The organism is Amycolatopsis sp. NPDC049688 (assembly GCF_040674975.1).
Classification (GTDB): Bacteria; Actinomycetota; Actinomycetes; order Mycobacteriales; family Pseudonocardiaceae; genus Amycolatopsis.
Window position 1 is genome coordinate 87,058 of sequence record NZ_JBFANY010000012.1, and the last position, 16,277, is coordinate 103,334.

At 70.7% G+C, this 16,277-nt stretch carries 14 protein-coding genes and 1 tRNA gene; 3 read left to right on the plus strand and 12 right to left on the minus strand.

Annotated features, from left to right (window positions below; translation table 11 throughout):
- Positions 1-101 precede the first annotated feature (101 nt).
- A complete protein-coding gene (locus AB0J55_RS31500) occupies positions 102-1,871 on the plus strand; it encodes a glycerol-3-phosphate dehydrogenase/oxidase (RefSeq protein WP_364256561.1) in 1,770 nt (589 codons plus the stop codon).
- A 139-nt stretch (positions 1,872-2,010) separates the two neighbouring features.
- Here AB0J55_RS31500 and AB0J55_RS31505 read toward each other — a convergent pair whose 3' ends face one another.
- The 6 genes from AB0J55_RS31505 to AB0J55_RS31530 form a co-directional block, all read right to left on the minus strand.
- Positions 2,011-2,541, minus strand: coding sequence for a GNAT family N-acetyltransferase (locus AB0J55_RS31505; protein WP_364256564.1), 531 nt, complete (start codon positions 2,539-2,541; stop codon positions 2,011-2,013).
- Positions 2,542-2,600: 59 nt separating this feature from the next.
- On the minus strand, positions 2,601-3,617 hold the full coding sequence (locus tag AB0J55_RS31510; RefSeq protein ID WP_364256567.1) for a hypothetical protein: 1,017 nt from the start codon (positions 3,615-3,617) through the stop codon (positions 2,601-2,603).
- Positions 3,618-3,694: 77 nt separating this feature from the next.
- On the minus strand, positions 3,695-4,087 hold the full coding sequence (locus AB0J55_RS31515) for a DUF1707 domain-containing protein (RefSeq protein ID WP_364256569.1): 393 nt from the start codon (positions 4,085-4,087) through the stop codon (positions 3,695-3,697).
- Between the two features lie 7 nt (positions 4,088-4,094).
- A complete protein-coding gene (locus tag AB0J55_RS31520) occupies positions 4,095-4,634 on the minus strand; it encodes a DUF1707 domain-containing protein (RefSeq protein ID WP_364256572.1) in 540 nt (179 codons plus the stop codon).
- 58 nt (positions 4,635-4,692) lie between these two features.
- Positions 4,693-6,489 (minus strand): acetyl/propionyl/methylcrotonyl-CoA carboxylase subunit alpha, encoded by a 1,797-nt coding sequence (locus AB0J55_RS31525; protein ID WP_364256575.1) that lies wholly within the window; start codon positions 6,487-6,489, stop codon positions 4,693-4,695.
- 106 nt (positions 6,490-6,595) lie between these two features.
- Positions 6,596-6,871, minus strand: a complete 276-nt coding sequence (locus AB0J55_RS31530; protein WP_354821848.1) for an SAV_915 family protein — start codon at positions 6,869-6,871, stop codon at positions 6,596-6,598.
- 114 nt (positions 6,872-6,985) lie between these two features.
- Between AB0J55_RS31530 and AB0J55_RS31535 the strand changes: the two genes are divergently transcribed.
- Positions 6,986-7,708: a hypothetical protein gene (locus tag AB0J55_RS31535; RefSeq protein ID WP_364256578.1), complete on the plus strand. Its 723-nt coding sequence runs from the start codon at positions 6,986-6,988 to the stop codon at positions 7,706-7,708.
- A gap of 54 nt (positions 7,709-7,762) precedes the next feature.
- On the opposite strand, the gene AB0J55_RS31540 is transcribed toward AB0J55_RS31535, so the two are convergent.
- Together AB0J55_RS31540 and AB0J55_RS31545 are read right to left on the minus strand one after the other, a co-directional pair.
- Positions 7,763-9,115, minus strand: a complete 1,353-nt coding sequence (locus AB0J55_RS31540; RefSeq protein WP_364256581.1) for a dicarboxylate/amino acid:cation symporter — start codon at positions 9,113-9,115, stop codon at positions 7,763-7,765.
- 100 nt (positions 9,116-9,215) lie between these two features.
- The gene (locus AB0J55_RS31545; RefSeq protein ID WP_364256584.1) at positions 9,216-9,845 is read right to left on the minus strand and encodes a Maf family protein; all 630 of its coding nucleotides are present in this window, start codon (positions 9,843-9,845) and stop codon (positions 9,216-9,218) included.
- Between the two features lie 118 nt (positions 9,846-9,963).
- Here AB0J55_RS31545 and AB0J55_RS31550 point away from each other — a divergent pair, with 118 nt between their 5' ends.
- Positions 9,964-11,808, plus strand: a complete 1,845-nt coding sequence (locus AB0J55_RS31550) for a glycoside hydrolase family 3 N-terminal domain-containing protein (protein ID WP_364256586.1) — start codon at positions 9,964-9,966, stop codon at positions 11,806-11,808.
- 71 nt (positions 11,809-11,879) lie between these two features.
- Here AB0J55_RS31550 and AB0J55_RS31555 read toward each other — a convergent pair whose 3' ends face one another.
- From AB0J55_RS31555 to AB0J55_RS31570, 4 genes are all read right to left on the minus strand, one after another.
- The gene (locus tag AB0J55_RS31555) at positions 11,880-13,493 is read right to left on the minus strand and encodes a DHA2 family efflux MFS transporter permease subunit (protein WP_364256589.1); all 1,614 of its coding nucleotides are present in this window, start codon (positions 13,491-13,493) and stop codon (positions 11,880-11,882) included.
- The gene (locus AB0J55_RS31560) at positions 13,474-14,100 is read right to left on the minus strand and encodes a PadR family transcriptional regulator (protein WP_364256592.1); all 627 of its coding nucleotides are present in this window, start codon (positions 14,098-14,100) and stop codon (positions 13,474-13,476) included. Before AB0J55_RS31560 ends, AB0J55_RS31555 begins: the two co-directional genes overlap by 20 nt.
- 139 nt (positions 14,101-14,239) lie before the next feature.
- Positions 14,240-15,814 (minus strand): TROVE domain-containing protein, encoded by a 1,575-nt coding sequence (locus tag AB0J55_RS31565; protein ID WP_364256595.1) that lies wholly within the window; start codon positions 15,812-15,814, stop codon positions 14,240-14,242.
- 106 nt (positions 15,815-15,920) lie between these two features.
- Positions 15,921-15,994: transfer RNA gene (locus AB0J55_RS31570), tRNA-OTHER, on the minus strand.
- Positions 15,995-16,277: the final 283 nt, after the last annotated feature.

A 16,277-nucleotide genomic window follows, 5' to 3' on the forward strand; every position in this document is an offset into this window, starting at 1 on the left:
AGCTACTTCCAAGCACCGGGCAGTCGAATCTTTTTCAAGATCGCGGAGGGTTACGCCACAAGTGTCATCCGTGGGCGGGCGGAGGATCACCGGGTCGTGCGATGCTGGAAGCCTCGCCAGCACGAGGAGGATGTCACGTGGCGCAGCACGCAGCGGAGACGAACCCGGCTCGACTGGGCCCGGCCAAGCGGGAGGAGACCTGGCAGCGGCTCGGCAACGAGACCTTCGACCTCGTCGTGATCGGCGGTGGTGTGGTCGGCGCCGGCACGGCTCTGGACGCGGCGACGCGCGGGCTGCGGGTCGCGCTCGTCGAAGCCCGCGACCTCGCTTCGGGGACGTCGAGCCGGTCGAGCAAGCTTTTCCACGGCGGCCTGCGGTACCTGGAACAGCTCGAGTTCGGCTTGGTGCGGGAAGCCCTGCGCGAACGCGAGCTGATGCTGACGACCATCGCGCCGCACCTGGTGAAGCCGGTCAGCTTCCTCTACCCGCTGACGCACCGCGTGTGGGAGCGGCCGTACACCGCGGCGGGCCTGCTGATGTACGACACGATGGGCGGCGCCCGCAGCGTCCCCGGCCAGAAGCACCTGACCCGCGCGGGCGCGCTGCGGATGGTGCCGGCGCTCAAGCGGTCCGCGCTGATCGGCGGTATCCGCTACTACGACGCGCAGTCCGACGACGCCCGCCACACGATGACGGTGGCGCGGACGGCCGCGCACTACGGCGCGGTGGTGCGGACGTCGACCCAGGTCGTCGGATTCCTCCGCGAGGCTGACCGGGTGTCGGGCGTGCGCGTGCGAGACGTCGAGGACGGCCGCGAGACGGAGATCTCGGCGGCTGCGGTGATCAACTGCACCGGCGTGTGGACCGACGAGCTGCAGCGGCTGTCGGGCGGCCGCGGCCGGTTCCGGGTCCGGGCGAGCAAGGGCGTGCACATCGTCGTCCCGCGCGACCGGATCGTCTCGGAGTCGGGGATGATCCTGCGCACCGAGAAGTCGGTGCTGTTCGTGATCCCCTGGCGCAACCACTGGATCGTCGGCACGACGGACACGGACTGGAACCTCGACCTGGCCCACCCGGCGGCGACTAAGCACGACATCGACTACATCCTCGAGCACGTCAACACGGTCCTCGCGACGCCGCTGACGCACGCCGACATCGAAGGCGTGTACGCGGGCCTTCGCCCGTTGCTGGCGGGGGAGAGCGAAGAGACGTCGAAGCTCTCGCGCGAGCACGCGGTGGCTCGCGTAGCGCCGGGTTTGGTGGCGATCGCGGGCGGAAAGTACACGACCTATCGGGTGATGGCGGCGGACGCGGTCAACGCGGCGGCGGTGGACCTGCCGGGCCGGTCCCAGCCGTCGATCACGGACAAGGTCCCCCTGCTCGGCGCGGACGGCTACCACGCACTGGTCAACCAGGCCGACCACCTGGCGGCGGAGCACGGGCTGCACCCCTATCGGGTGAGGCACCTCCTGGACCGCTACGGCTCACTGGTCCACGAAGTCCTGGCCTCGGCGGAGGGCCGTCCGGAGCTCCTCAAGCCGATCGAGCACGCCCCGGATTACCTGGGCGTCGAAGTGGTTTACGCGGCTTCGCACGAGGGGGCGCTGCACTTGGAGGACGTGCTGGCCCGCCGGACGCGCATCTCGATCGAGTACGCCCACCGCGGAGTCGACTGCGCCACCCAGGTCGCCACGCTGGTCGGCGAGGTCCTCGGCTGGTCACCCGAAACGGTGAAGCGGGAGATCGAGGTGTACCGGGCGAGGGTGGAGGCGGAGCGCGAATCCCAGTCCCAGCCGAGCGACGAAGCAGCGGATGCCCTGAGGTCGGCGGCCCCGGAGGCCCGGGCGGGCATCGTGGAGCCGGTCAGCTGAGGCGGTTGTCCACAGCCCTGCCGGGTTGTGGGTAACTGGTGCGGTTGGGCGCCTTCGGACCGGGTTTTGTCCGGGGGCGCCGATAGACTGGCCTCGGGGCCGCCCCCCCTGGGAGTGGCGGGGGATGCTCAGCGGCGGGTCAGGACGTCCGGTGCCAGCGGATCAGCCGTTCCCCCGTCGCGGCCCGCTCCGGCTCCGGTCCGATCAATGTGAACCCGCACCGCTCGGCCACCACCGCCGACGCCGTGTTGCTCTCCTCGTACCGGTAGCTCACCTCAGTCAGCCCGAGCCCTCCGAAACCGAACCGCAGCGCCGCGTTCAACGCCGTTGTCGCGATGCCCTTGCCCCGCTCTGCCGGGTGGACCCAGATCGTCGCCTCCGCGTACGCCGCGTCCAGGTTCAGCTCGCGCAGGCCCACCTCGCCCAGCAACCTGCCCGAAGTCGGCTCTGCGATCGCCCAGGAACAGCGCTCGTCGCCCGCCCACTGGGCCGCTCGGAGGGCCACGTACTCCGTTGCCTCGTCCAGCGTTCGCAGCCGGTAGTTCAGCACGTACTTGCGGTGCGTCGGGTCCGCGAACGCCTCCATCAGCAGTCTGCGGTCGTCGATGTGCCGGTCGGCGCGCAGCTGGCGCAGGTAGTACGTGCCCGCGTTGATCTCCACCGGTTCCACTCCGCCCAGCCTAGCCAGGCCGGGAGCGCGCCGCCCCCGGCCCGGCGATCAAGGCAGGCTCACGGGGTGAAACGCCAGATCACCGGCACTCCGCCCTCGTCGAGCGGGCCGTTCGAGGCCCAGCCCGCGAACACGCCGTCGTCGCTGACGTGGCCCGAGGCGTAGCCCTTGTACGTCCCCGGCTGCTTCAGCTCGCCGCCCGGAGTTGTTCCGCGCCACACGATCGGCTGGTATCCGGGTCCGCTCGTCTGGCCGACCGTCAGGCCGCCCACGTTCAGGTCGCCCGCGTAGCCGCCGCCCGCCAGCGCGACCGGTGTCTCCGGCGTCGTCCAGCGGATCGCCTGCTCCGCGTTGGCGTTCGACGCGAAGCCGACCACGACGCCGTTGCGGATCGCCGAACCGTGCGGGTTCGAGAAGCCCGGGATGTCGGCCAGCGGGCGGCTCACCCCGTTCTTCCAGACGATGTCACGCGCGAACCCGCTGAACAGGATCGAGCCGTCGTCGTCGATGTCGACCACGTTGTCCGCGCCGGACGGCAGGGGGAACACCGTGGCCGCGGCCGCGCCCGCGGGCCAGACGGCCGCCGCGTTGTCCGCCGGGTTGTCGGTGAAGACCATGCCGACCGCGTCACCCCGCCGGTTGACCGCGCGCATCTGGAACGCCCGGTAGCCGGGCGGGTTGTCGCGGAGGTGGAAGCCCGTGGCGTCGGCCACGAACGTGCGGTCGGCTCCCGTGTCGTAGTCGAGCGCCTCGCCGTAGATCCGCCCCGCGCTGTCCTCCCCTTCGGCCATCGCCCACTCGAAACCGGCCGGCACGCCGCGCAGCGTCGGCTGGCCCCCACGCCAGCTGATCACCTGCAGTTTGTCCCCGACGATGAACGACCCGCTGTACTCGCCGTGGCCGTCCGAACCCGTCAGGTACCCGTGCCCCGCCGGGTCGGCTCCGGCCGGCAGCGGCAGCAGCGTCGGCTGCCAGCCCAGCCGGCCGGTCGCGGCCTGTGCCGGTGCAGCCGCCAGCGCCGTGGCCGCGATCGCCACCACCGCCAGCACCCCCGGCCGCAGAAACATTCTGTTCATGGCTTTCTCCCTTTTCCCCCGACCTGCGTGATCACCACGCCGGAACGCGGCGGCAGGTTGTCCGGCAAAGGGAGCAATCAGGAACGGCGGCGGCGCGCCCCCGCGATCATCGCGACGACCAGCGGCAGCGCCACCGAGATGATCAGCAGCCGGCCGCGGGACAGGATCAGCACCGCGATCGCGAGGACGATCGCGATCGGGACCGCGCCCGCGGTCAGGAAGCGCACCAGCGCGTTGTCGCCCGCAGCCACGGGCACCTGAGGCGCCGAAACGCCGTTGAGCAACGCGCTCGGGCGGGGCGAGGGGAGGTCGTCGAACAGCGGGACGAGCTCGCTGACCCGCTTGGCCGCGGTGACCTTCGCGGACCGGGCGCCGTACTCGTCGATGTCGAGCCGCCCGGTGCGGACGTGCTCTTCGAGGACGTCCAGGGCGTCCTGGCGTTCGGCGTCGCTCAACCGCATGTCGCCCACGGCGGGATCAGCGGCCCATCTCGCGCCGGTAGGAGTCACGCAGCTCGCGACGGCGCTCCCGGTCGCGCAGGTGCCGGTCCCGGCGGTCGCGGTGGCGCTGGTCGTGGTTCCAGTCGTGGCCCCACATCGACTTGCCGAACACGGTCAGCCCGATCGGGACGAAGATGATCGGCCAGGCCAGCGTGTGCGTGGCGATCAGCACGATCGCGGCGATGAAGGCCAGCGGCACGATCGCGGCGAGGAACCGCTGCGGCGGCGACCAGTTCTCGGGTGTCCCCGACGGCCGGGGCGCGGGCGCGGCCGCCGGCTCGGGTGGCGGTGCGACGGCGGCCTGCGGCACGTCCTCGTACCGCGGGTGCGGCGCCGGCAGGTCCGCGAAGATCTCGCCCAGCTCGCCGCGGGTCTTCGCCGCGGTGATCCGGGCCGAGCGCTCGCCGTACTCTTCGATGTCGATCCGCCCCGCGGTCATGTGCTCACCGAGCGCGGACAGTGCGGTCTCGCGGTTCTGGTCGCTGATCCGCAGCTGCGGAGACGGGACTTCGGTCACGTGGTCGATGGTAGGCCGCCCCGGGGGCGGCCCACCACGACATCGGTCACGAACCTCGCTACTTGATCTCCAGCAGCTGTGTGCCCTGCGTCACGGCGGCGCCGACCTCGACCGAAAGACCGGTGACGGTGCCCGCTTTGTGTGCGGTGACCGGGTTCTCCATCTTCATCGCCTCGAGGACGACGATCAGCTCACCGGCTTCGACCGTCTGGCCCTCTTCGACGGCCACCTTGACGATCGTGCCCTGCATCGGCGCCGTGACGGCGTCACCGCTCACGGCCGCCTTGGTGCCGCCGGCCCGCTTGCGCGGCTTCGCCTTGACGGCGGTGCCGCCGCCCCCGCCGCCGCCTTCGAACGCGAACCCGCCCGGCAGCGACACTTCCAGCCGGCGGCCGCCCACCTCGACCACGACGTTCTGCCGCGGTTCCTCTTCGGGCGTCTCGACGTCCGGCGCCACGAACGGCTCGATCTTGTTGTCGAACTCCGTCTCGATCCAGCGCGTGTGCACGCTGAAGCCGTTCTCGTCACCGATGAACGCCGGGTCGTCGACGATCACGCGGTCGAACGGCAGCACCGTCGCCATGCCCTCGACGACCATCTCGTCGAGCGCGCGGCGGCTGCGCTCCAGGGCGTTGTTCCGGTCCGAGCCGGTGACGATCAGCTTGGCCAGCATCGAGTCGAACTGCCCGCCGATCACGCTGCCGGACTCGACGCCGGAGTCGACGCGCACGCCGGGACCGCTCGGCGCGACGAACTTCGTCACCGTGCCCGGCGCGGGCAGGAAGCCGCGGCCGGCGTCCTCGCCGTTGATGCGGAACTCGATCGAGTGGCCGCGCGGCTCGGGGTCGGAGGTGATCCGCAGCTTCTCGCCCCGCGCGATGCGGAACATCTCGCGCACCAGGTCGAGCCCGGTGGTTTCCTCCGACACCGGGTGCTCGACCTGCAGCCGCGTGTTGACCTCGAGGAACGAGATCGTGCCGTCGGTCGCGACGAGGTATTCGACCGTGCCGGCGCCGTAGTAGCCGGCTTCCTTGCAGATCGCCTTCGCCGAGGAGTGGATGCGCTGGCGCTGCTCGTCGCTCAGGAACGGCGCCGGCGCCTCCTCGACGAGCTTCTGGTGGCGGCGCTGCAGCGAGCAGTCGCGGGTGCCGACGACGATCGCGTTGCCGTGCATGTCGGCCAGCACCTGCGCCTCGACGTGCCGCGGCTTGTCCAGGTACCGCTCGACGAAGCACTCGCCGCGGCCGAACGCGGCCACCGCTTCGCGCGTGGCCGACTCGAACAGCTCCGGGATCTCTTCGCGGGTGCGCGCGACCTTCAGGCCACGGCCACCGCCGCCGAACGCGGCCTTGATGGCCACCGGCAGGCCGTGCTCGTCGGCGAACGCGACGATCTCGGCGGCGTCCTTGACCGGCTCCTTCGTGCCCGGCACCAGCGGCGCGCCCGCGCGCATCGCGATGTGGCGGGCGGTGACCTTGTCACCGAGGTCGCGGATGGCCTGCGGGCTCGGCCCGATCCAGGTCAGCCCGGCGTCGAGGACGGCCTGGGCGAAGTCCGCGTTTTCGGAGAGGAAGCCGTAACCGGGGTGCACCGAGTCGGCGCCCGAGCGCTTGGCGGCGTCCAGGATCTTTTCGATGTTCAGGTAGCTCTCGGCCGCCGTGGTGCCGCCCAGCGCGAAGGCTTCGTCGGCCAGGCGGACGTGGGGCGCGTCGCGATCCGGATCCGCGTACACCGCGACGCTGGCCAGCCCGGCGTCCTTGGCGGCTCTGATCACGCGTACCGCGATTTCGCCACGGTTGGCGACCAGGATCCTGGTCACCGGACCACCCGTGGATTCGCCGACCTGCTCGGCCACCCCGCACCTCCTGCGTCCGACAGCTGCATTGCTGACCGCCCACGCGGCATCAGGGAAGTCTACGGATATGACGTCGGGAGTCTCTTGAGTGAGAGGTGAACCACGCTCAGACGTGGTGCCGCAGCTCCTCGGGCAGGGGCGAGTCGAGGACGATCACGTCGTACGGGTTCGCGGCGTGGACCTTCGCCAGGTGCTCGGTGTTCACCAGCGCCCACGGCTGGTGCTCGCCGCAGCAGTCGATCAGCCGGTCCAGCGCGGTGAACGCGACCAGCGCGGTGCGGCCGTCCGGCGTGCGGCGCAGTTCGATCGACGCGCCTTCGGCCTCGGGGTCGACCGGGCCGGTCGGCAGGTACAGGGCGGGCGGCAGGTTCGGGTTCGTCACCCGGACAACATAGACGGACACGGTCCGCTACGCCCGACCCCGTCAGGTTGAACCCGCCACATCGCAACGGGGCGCTGCCGACACGCACGCGCGAAGCGGCTTACGCTCTGTCTTATGCGGACTACGGCAGCGCGGACGCCCCGGTCGGCGCTGCTCACCGCGGTGCTGGCCGCGGTGGTGACCGTCGGTGCGATCGGCGCGGTGTTCCTGCTGCGGCCGCGGCCCGAAGCGGCGTCGGACATGGCCGAACCCGCCGCCGCGCCGGTGACACCCGCGGTGACCTGCGGCGGCGGCCCCTGCCGGCAGCTCGCGGCGGTGACGGTCGGGGGGACGCCGGTGGTACTGCTGACCGGCACTTCGGGCGACTCGGCCCGCCTGCGCGTCGGGCCCGAGCCGGGCACCGTGTTCGAGCTGTCGATCGCCCAGCTGGGCGTGCGGCTGGACCAGAACTCCCTGCGCTGCATCGACGGCCCGGCCCCGGCGTGCCTGGTCCGCGGCGACGTCGGCGACGACGGCACGGCCGCGTACGGCGAACTGCTCGTCGCCAGCGGGGGCGTGTGGCGCGACCCGGGCAAGCCGTTCTACGCGGACGCCGGGACGCTGTCGCTCTACGACGTCACGGCCGACGCCAGCCCCGACGTGATCGTGGTCCGCCACGACTGCCCGGACTCCGCGTCCGGCACCCCCAAGTGCGCCGCGGCGCCGGTGCTCGGCGAGGTGTACGACCTGTCGGGCCGGTCGGTGGGCTGCACCCGCCGCGTCACCGCGCCGTCGGACCTGCGCGGCTGGCCGGACATCCGCCTGACCCGCGCCGACCTCCGCACCTGCCCGTCCTGACATGCGTGAAGGCCGCCTCGATCACTCGAGACGGCCTTCACGCCGGTTGCGGGGTCAGGCGGGGGCGGGTTCGGTGTGGCGGGCCGAGGTGCCGTCGTCGCTGTGCTCGGGGCGGTCGGTCGGGGCGTCGAGGACCTCGTCGTCGAGGAGGCCTTCGCTGCGCGCCACGATCGTCGGGACCACGATCTGGCCGGCCACGTTCGTCGCCGTGCGCATCATGTCCATGATCGGGTTGACCGAGTAGATCAGCGCCAGGCCCAGCGCGACCTGCTTGGCGTCGAGGCCGATGAACGACGTCGTCAGCGTGAACGCCGTCAGCCAGCCGGTGGTCCCGGCCGTCGCCAGTGCGCCGACCACGGCCACCACGACGATGCCGGCGTACTGCCAGAAGTTCAGCGACACCCCGGCCAGGTTGGCGACGAAGATCGCCGCGATCGCCGGGAAGACCGCCGCGCAGCCGTCCATCTTGGTCGCGCTGCCGAGCGGGGTCGCGAAGGCCGCGTACGCCGGCTGGACGCCGAGGTTGACCGCGGACTGGCGGGTCAGCGGCAGCGTCGCGGCCGAGGACTGCGAGGCGAACGCGAACTGGATCGCCGTGCCCGCCTTCGCGAAGAACTTCAGCGGGCTGACCTTCGCCACGAACTGCAGCAGGATCGGGTAGACGACGAACAGCACCAGCAGGCAGCCCACGTACACCGCGAGCGTCGTCGAGAACAGCGGGCGGAACAGCGCGTCGCCGTAGTTGGACACCGCCGCGCCGATCAGGCCGATGATGCCGATCGGGGCCAGCCGGACGATCCAGCCGAGGTAGCGCTGGATGATTTCGAACACGCTCGTCGTGAAGTCCACGAACGGCTTCGCCTTCTCGCCCAGGCTGTAGGCGGCCGCGCCGATGACCAGGGCGAGGAACAGCACCTGCAGCGTCTCGCCGTCGGAGAACGCTTTCACGAAGTTCTCCGGCAGCAGCCCGTTGACGAAGGCGTCCCACGAGCCCCAGTGGTCGACGCTCTTCGCTGCCTTGTCGGCGTTCTTGGCGGTCGCCTCGACGCCGCCGAGCCCGCCGGAGCCCGGGTTGAAGATCCGGCCGACCGCGATGCCGATCAGCGACGCGATGAACGACGTGATGGCGAACCACAGCACCGTCTTGCCGCCGAGGCGCGCGGCGGTGCGGCCGCCGCCGAGCTTCCGGAGGCTGTTGATGCCGACCACGATCGCCGTGAAGACCAGCGGGATCACCGCGATCTGCAGCAGCGTGGTGAAGATGGTGCCGATCTGGTCGAGGAGATCGGTCAGCCAGCCGGCCTCGGTCTGCCGCGCGACGACGCCCAGGAGGGCGCCGACGACGAGCGAGCCGAGAACCGCGGCCGCGAACACCCGCGGTTTGGTGTATGTCCGGACGAAAGACACGGGGCGACTCCGGTGCTCGAAAGTTTCCACTCTTGCCTGGTTAGGCGAACGCCAGGCCGGGGAGGACTCTTCCGGAACACCCGATGGTGTGGTGTCTTTCTCAGGATGCGGGAGGCTGCCAGAGATCCACGACACTCACGCCGACCTCGCCCAGCAGCCGGCGCGTGAGCGGCAGGCTGATGCCGATGACGCTGGTGTGGCCGCCGTCGAGCCCGTCGACGAACCAGCCGCCCCGGCCGTCGATCGTGAAGCCGCCGGCGACGTTGAGCGGCTCGCCGCTGGCGACGTAGGCGTCGATCTCGTGGGCGCTCGGCGTGCCGAACCGGACGGTGGTCGCTTCCCAGCCGGACGCCTCCTTCGCACGCGTCCCGCCGTCGAGCCGGACGACGGCGTGGCCGGTGAGGAGTTCACCGGATGCCCCCGCCATCGCGGCCCAGCGGGACCGGGCGACCTCCGGCGAACCGGGCTTTCCGACCATCCGGCCGTGGATCGAAAGCATCGAATCGCAGGCGACGACGACGGCGTCCGGGTGCGCCGCGGCGACCTGGTCGATGACCGCCTCGGCCTTGGCCGTGGCGAGCGCGGTGACCAGCTCGGACGGCGAGGGGTCGGTCAGCGCGGCGGCGACGGCGTCCTCGTCGACGCCGGAGACGAACACGGCCGGATCGAGGCCCGCGGAGCGCAGGAGGGCGAGGCGGGCGGGGGACTGGGAGGCGAGGACGAACTGCACGCCTGAAACTTACTTGACCAGGCGGTCGTGACCGAATTGTGACCGGCGTCACCTCACGGGCGAGTTAATTTGTTTTGGCTCGCAACTTATGGATCGACGGACTGTCACGGAGAGACCGATGCCGCTCCTCCGCACCAAGAGATCATTGCGAACCGCTGTTTTGGCCGGTCTGCTCCTCTCGGGCACGACCCTCGTGCCGATGGCGTCGGCGTCCGCCACTCCGCTCTACAAAGACTCCCGCGCCTCGGTGGCCGACCGCGTCACGGACCTGATGGCGCGGATGACGCTCGACGACAAGGTCGGGCAGATGACCGAAGGCGAGCGCGGGGCCGCGACGCCCGCGCAGTCCGCCGCCGCCCGGCTCGGGTCCATCCTCTCCGGCGGCGGTTCGACGCCCTCGCCGAACACCCCCGCGGCCTGGGCGGACATGATCGACGCCTACCAGCGGGCGGCGACGTCGACCGGCCTCGGCATCCCGATCGTCTACGGCTCCGACACCGTGCACGGCCACAACAACGCCTACGGCGCCACGATCTTCCCGCACAACATCGGCCTCGGCGCCGCGAACGACCCGGCGCTGGTCCGGCAGATCGGCGTGATCACCGCCCGGGAATCCGCCGCCACCGGCGTCAAGTGGGGCTTCGCGCCCTGCCTGTGCGTCGCCCGCGACGACCGCTGGGGCCGCACGTACGAGTCCTTCGGCGAGGTCCCCGCCAACGCCGTCGCGAACTCCGTCGTCATCGAGGGCCTGCAGGGCTCTTCGCTCGGCAACACGACGTCGATCATGGCCACGGCCAAGCACTTCATCGGCGACGGCGGCACCACCGGCGGCGTCGACCAGGGCAACACCCAGATCGGCCTGGACGAGCTGCGCCGGATCCACCTGCCGCCGTTCCAGGCCGCGGTGGCCCACGGCGTCGGCTCGGTGATGATCAGCTTCAACAGCTGGAACGGCGTCAAGGACCACGGCAACAAGTTCCTGATCACCGACCTGCTCAAGGGCGAGCTGGGTTTCTCCGGCTACGTGATTTCCGACTGGAACGGCATCGACCAGATCGACGGCCAGTCCGGCTTCACCGCGGCCGAGGTCAGCCAGGCCGTCAACGCCGGCATCGACATGGTCATGGTCCCGAACGACTACCTGAAGTTCATCAGCACGCTGAAGGCCGAAGTCGGCAACGGGCACGTCCCGATGTCCCGCATCGACGACGCCAACCGGCGGATCCTCACGAAGAAGTTCGAACTCGGCCTGTTCGACCACCCGTACACCGACCGCTCGCTGCAGCAGGACTTCGGCAGCGCGGCGCACCACGCGCTGGCGCGGCAGGCGGTGCGCGAGTCGCAGGTGCTGCTCAAGAACGACGGCGTGCTACCGCTGGCGAAGGACAACAACAAGATCTTCGTGGCCGGGAAGAACGCGAACGACATGGGCAACCAGGCGGGCGGCTGGACGCTCACCTGGCAGGGCCAGAGCGGTGCCCGGGTCATTCCCGGCACCACGATCCTCGACGGCATCAAGGCCGGTGCCGGGAAAGGCACGGTGGTGACCTATGACCGTGCGGGTAACGGAATCGGCGCCGGCTACCAGGTCGCCGTCGCCGTGGTGGGCGAAACGCCGTACGCCGAAGGGCAGGGAGACCGGCCGAACGGACTCGGCCTCGACGCCGAAGACCTCGCCCTCATCGGCAAGCTGAAGGCCTCGGGCGTACCCCTGGTCGTCGTGACCGTCTCCGGACGGCCGCTGGACATCGCGGCGCAGCTGCCGTCGATGCGGGGTCTGGTGGCGGCCTGGCTGCCGGGCTCGGAAGGCGCCGGCGTCGCCGACGTCCTCTACGGCGACTACAACCCGACCGGGAAGCTGAGCTTCACCTGGCCGAACAGCTCTTCGCAGGAACCGATCAACGACGGCGACGGCAAGCAGGGCCTGTTCCCGTACGGGGCCGGCCTGTCGTACCGCCGCTAGCCACCGCTCCCGCGGTCCGTGCAGGCCCCCGCTCCGGTACCCGACACCCGGAGCGGGGGCCTGCGCGGTTTTCAGGCCGCGGCGGCTTCGGCGGCGGGCGCGGGCGTCTCCCAGCGCGGCTTGACCCGCTGCAGCACGGCCGCCGAGAGCACCCCGAGCAGCAGCACGCCCATCGGCAGCAGCATCGTCACCCGGGCCGCGTCGGTCAGTCCACTGTGGACCGCCTCGGTGGCCAGCTTCCCGGCCTGCGCGGCGATGTCCGCGGGCAGGCCCGGCATCGGCGACGGGCCGCCGGCCGAGCCGAACTCGCCGGTGCTCGCCGCCGCGTGGGCGATCCCTTCGGCGAACGGCGCCCGGTACTGCTCGGGCAGCTGCGAAGCCGCCTTCGTCGCTTCGTCCGCGATGGACGCGCTGATCCGGGCCTGCAGCAGCACGCCGATCGCCGCGCTGCCGAGCACGCCGCCGACCTGGCGCGCGGTGTTGAAGATGCCGGACGCGGTCCCGGCCAGCCGCGGCTCGACCGAACCCATCGTCAGGTTGCTCATCGGCGAGAAGATGCAGCCGATGCCGAGCCCGCACACCAGCAGCGCCGGGACGAACGTCCACGCGTTGCTGTCCGGCGTCGCCTGCAGCGCGATGATCCCCAGCCCGGCCGCGAGCGCCGCCAGGCCGAACATCACCAGGTACTTGCCGTTCACCTTGTCCGACGCGCGCCCGACGAACGGCGCGATGATCCCGGACAGCAGCGACATCGGCGCGGTGAGCAGGCCGCCCATGGTCGGGCTCAGCCCGAGCACCGACTGGATGTAGATGACCAGCGGCAGGAACATGCCGGTCATCGCGAAGCCGACGGTGGCCGCGGTGAGCGTCCCGGCCGAGAAGTTCCGGTTCGAGAACACCTGCAGCGGCAGCAGCGGCTCACGCTTGTTGAAGCGCTGCCAGACCAGGAAGGCGATCATCAGCACCACGCCGGCGCCGATGATCTCGAACACCGTGATGCCGCCGAAGACCGTGCCCCAGTCGTACTGCTGGCCGTTCTGGACGCCGAACACGATGCACAGCAGCGCCGCGCTGGAGAGCAGGATCCCCAGCAGGTCGAACGCGTGCGCGTGCTTCGGCTGCCAGTCCGGGACCAGCATCACGGTCAGCACGATGGCGATCACGCCGATCGGGACGTTGACGAAGAAGATCCACTCCCAGCCGAGGTGGTCGACCAGCACGCCGCCGAGCAGCGGGCCGGCGATCGTCGCCAGCCCGGCGACCCCGCCCCACATGCCCATCGCCGGGCCGCGTTTGGCCGGCGGGAACAGGTGCGTGATGAACGCCAGCGTCTGCGGCGTCATCAGCGCGGCGCCGAGCCCCTGCACGGCCCGCGCGGCGATCAGCATTTCGACGTTGCCGGACAGGCCGCACCACAGCGACGCGCCGGTGAAGACGACGAGCCCGGCGAGGAACACCCGCTTCGGGCCGAAGCGGTCGCCGAGCCGGCTGGTGAACAGCATCGGCACGGCGTAGGTGAGCAGGTAGACGCTGATCACCCAGACGACCGAGTTCAGCCCGGCGTTCAGCTTGTTCAGCATGGTCGGGATCGCGATCGACACGATGGTCGTGTCGAGCAGGATCATGAAGAAGCCCAGGCACAGCGCGCCCAGCGCGGCCCACGGGTTAGCTTGTCTTGCGTTCATCGTCGTCTTCCCTGGTGATGAGCGTGAGCTTGGGTTGTTCCTTGTCCTGGAACGGGATCCGCCCGGACCGCAGGTCCTCGTGGAGCCGCTCGGTCCACTGGAGCTCGAACTTCCGGTGGTCGCACTGGTAACGCCAGTCCAGCCAGTAGATCGCCGGGGTCTCGTCCTCGGCCAGGCGCTGCAGCACCGCCTCGTCGGCGGCCACCGCGGCGCGCAGCCGGGTGATCCGGTGCTCGAGTTCGACCAACGCGGTTTCGCGCCCCAGTTCGTCGATCACCCCGAGCCCGGACAGGAAGGCGGGGAACTCGGTGGCGAGGTCCCCGAGCAGTTCGCGACCGCGCTGGGTGAACTCGTCCAGCCCGGTCTGGGTCATGCCGTAGACGGTCCGTTCGGGCCGCCGTCCGTCACGTTGCGTGTCGACGACCTCGATCAATCCGTCACGGCACAGGCGCTCGACCGTGTGGTAGAGCGAGCCCGCTTTGACGTTGACCCGCATGTGGACGTACCGCTCGCGCATGAGCTGGGCCATCTCGTACGGGTGCATCGGCCCCTCGTGGAGCAGCTCCAGCACGGCGATGCCGAGTGGCGTCAGCTTGGGCGAGGCCATGAAGTGATCCCTCCAGGTCGGTTATTCCACGTGGACTATACGGCCCGGGCTAGTGGTGGGTCCACGGTCATTCCTGTGACGGTCCGTACACAGCGTGCAGGCCCCCATGATCTCGTCACGGGGGCCTGCACGGCGTCTCTCAGAACGGCCAGTCGGCGCTGCGGCCTCGCTCGAGCAGCGGGATCATCCGGAAGGCCTGGTCGCTCAGGCCGCCGAACGTGTGCCGCTGCGGCCCGCCGGACGGCGCGTGCCCGGCCTGGTACCCGGCCAGGTTCCAGGTGTACAGCGGCACGTGCGCGGGCAGCGCCTGCCCGACGTCGCCGAACGCGGCCTGCTCGTCGGTGAGGATCACGACGCGGTCGTGCTTCGCGAAGTGCTTCTTCACCGCGCCGGCCGTGTCGGTGCCGCCGCCGATGAAGAACCCGCCGGACTTCCAGCGCTCGACGTCGCTCAGCAGCGAGCCGCCCCGGCGCAGCTTGAACACCTTGGTGCCCTTGCCGCCACCCCAGTAGCCGTCCGAGAACGACACGACGTCGGCCTTCGCGCAGCGCCGGCCGAGCGCCAGGCCGAACACCGCGGCCGCGTCCCAGCGCATCAGGCTGCCGTCCCGGCTGAAGCGGTCGTTCATCGACGCCGACGTGTCGACGAGGACCAGCGTCCGCCCGGCCAGCGACGGCACGTTGTCCAGCGCGTGCGCGATCGCCTGCTCCAGCGCCCACGCCCACCGCAGCGACGGCGCGGCGCGGTACGCCGAAAGGAACCGCATCGGCAGCTGCCGCGACTTCGCGACCTGCGCCGGATCGGCGAGCCGCTCGGCGACCCGCTGCGCGACCGCGTCCGAGACGCCGGCCTCGTCGAAGTTGCGGACGTTCCGCAACTGGGCCATGTACCCCATCGACGGGATCAGCGCCTCCCAGACGCGCGCGTCCAGCGGGCCCTGCAGCCAGCCGGCGACCGACTCCCACGTCATGCCCGCGGCGCGGAGCACGTTCGCCGCGTCCGGCCGCTCGAACAGCTTGCGGCGGTCGTCGACGTCCCAGCTCATCAGCTCCGCGCGGGCGCGGAGGGTCTTGAGAGAGGCCGGGATCGCGTTGCCGCGGTCGTGCCGCTCGTCGAGGATGTGCCGGAACAGCTCGCCCCCGCCTGCCGGGTGGGTCAGCTCGAGAACGTCGGCGAAGCGGAACGCGCGCGCGGCGGAGTCCCACTTGACGAAGGACCGCTCGTCGTAGAGCTTCGCCGCGGCGTCGGCGACACCGCGCTTGACCGGCTTCGGCACGGCCCGGCTGTGCACGGAAGTCCAGTACGCGAGCAGCTCGCCGGGCTCGTCGGCCCGCTGCAGCACGTCCGCGACGACCTGGCGGCTCAGCCCGTCGAGACCGGCGTCCCGCCGGGCCTTGGCGAACTCGGCCGCGCCGACGAGCGACGCCGTGCGCAGGTTCGCGTCCGTGCGCAGCCAGCGCAGGAACCGGGCGGTCCACTCCGGATCGTCCAGTGTGGCCTGGCGAACGAGCTCGGCGTAGCGCGTGTCGCGCGTACCGGCGGACTCGTAGAAGGTGTGCTCGCCCACCATGTTCGTGACGGCGAGCAGGAAGAGCGCGGACTTCGTGTCGCGCGCGTAGCCGGCGCCGCCCTCGTGGGTGACGGTGGACGGCATGGCCTCGCTGCGGACCGGAGAGGTCGCGGCGGGTGCTCGTGCGGTGTTGAACTTGCTCATTTCTCCCCCTTTTTTTCAGGTGGGAGCCACGGCCACAGCGATGCCCGAGATCGAAGTCGGTGAAGGTACATAGCTGCTCTAGGCCACTGAGCTACCGGACCGGGTGTGGTCCGGGAGGGATTCGAACCCCCGACCTGCCCGTTGGAAGCGGAAGTAACCCTCGCCTGCGCACCGGGCACCGGTGTGGCCGTGGCTCCCGAGATCTTCGTTGCCCGCGGGGTCTCGTTTACAGCAAGAAGTAACCGCGGGCTTCGCACCGGGAGTGCGTGTGAAGTTGGGTGCCCGAGGTCTCGGCTGGAGAAGGTGTCGACCCGGCCGCGGTGAGGCGGCCGGTTTTGGATTCGAACCAATGGGATACCGGAAGTAACCTTCCCCGTCGCACCGGGCGGAACCCAAGGTAGCAAGTGATCACCGGCGGCTCGAACGAATTAACGGTGTAACACCGCGTCGCGTCCGGTCGACT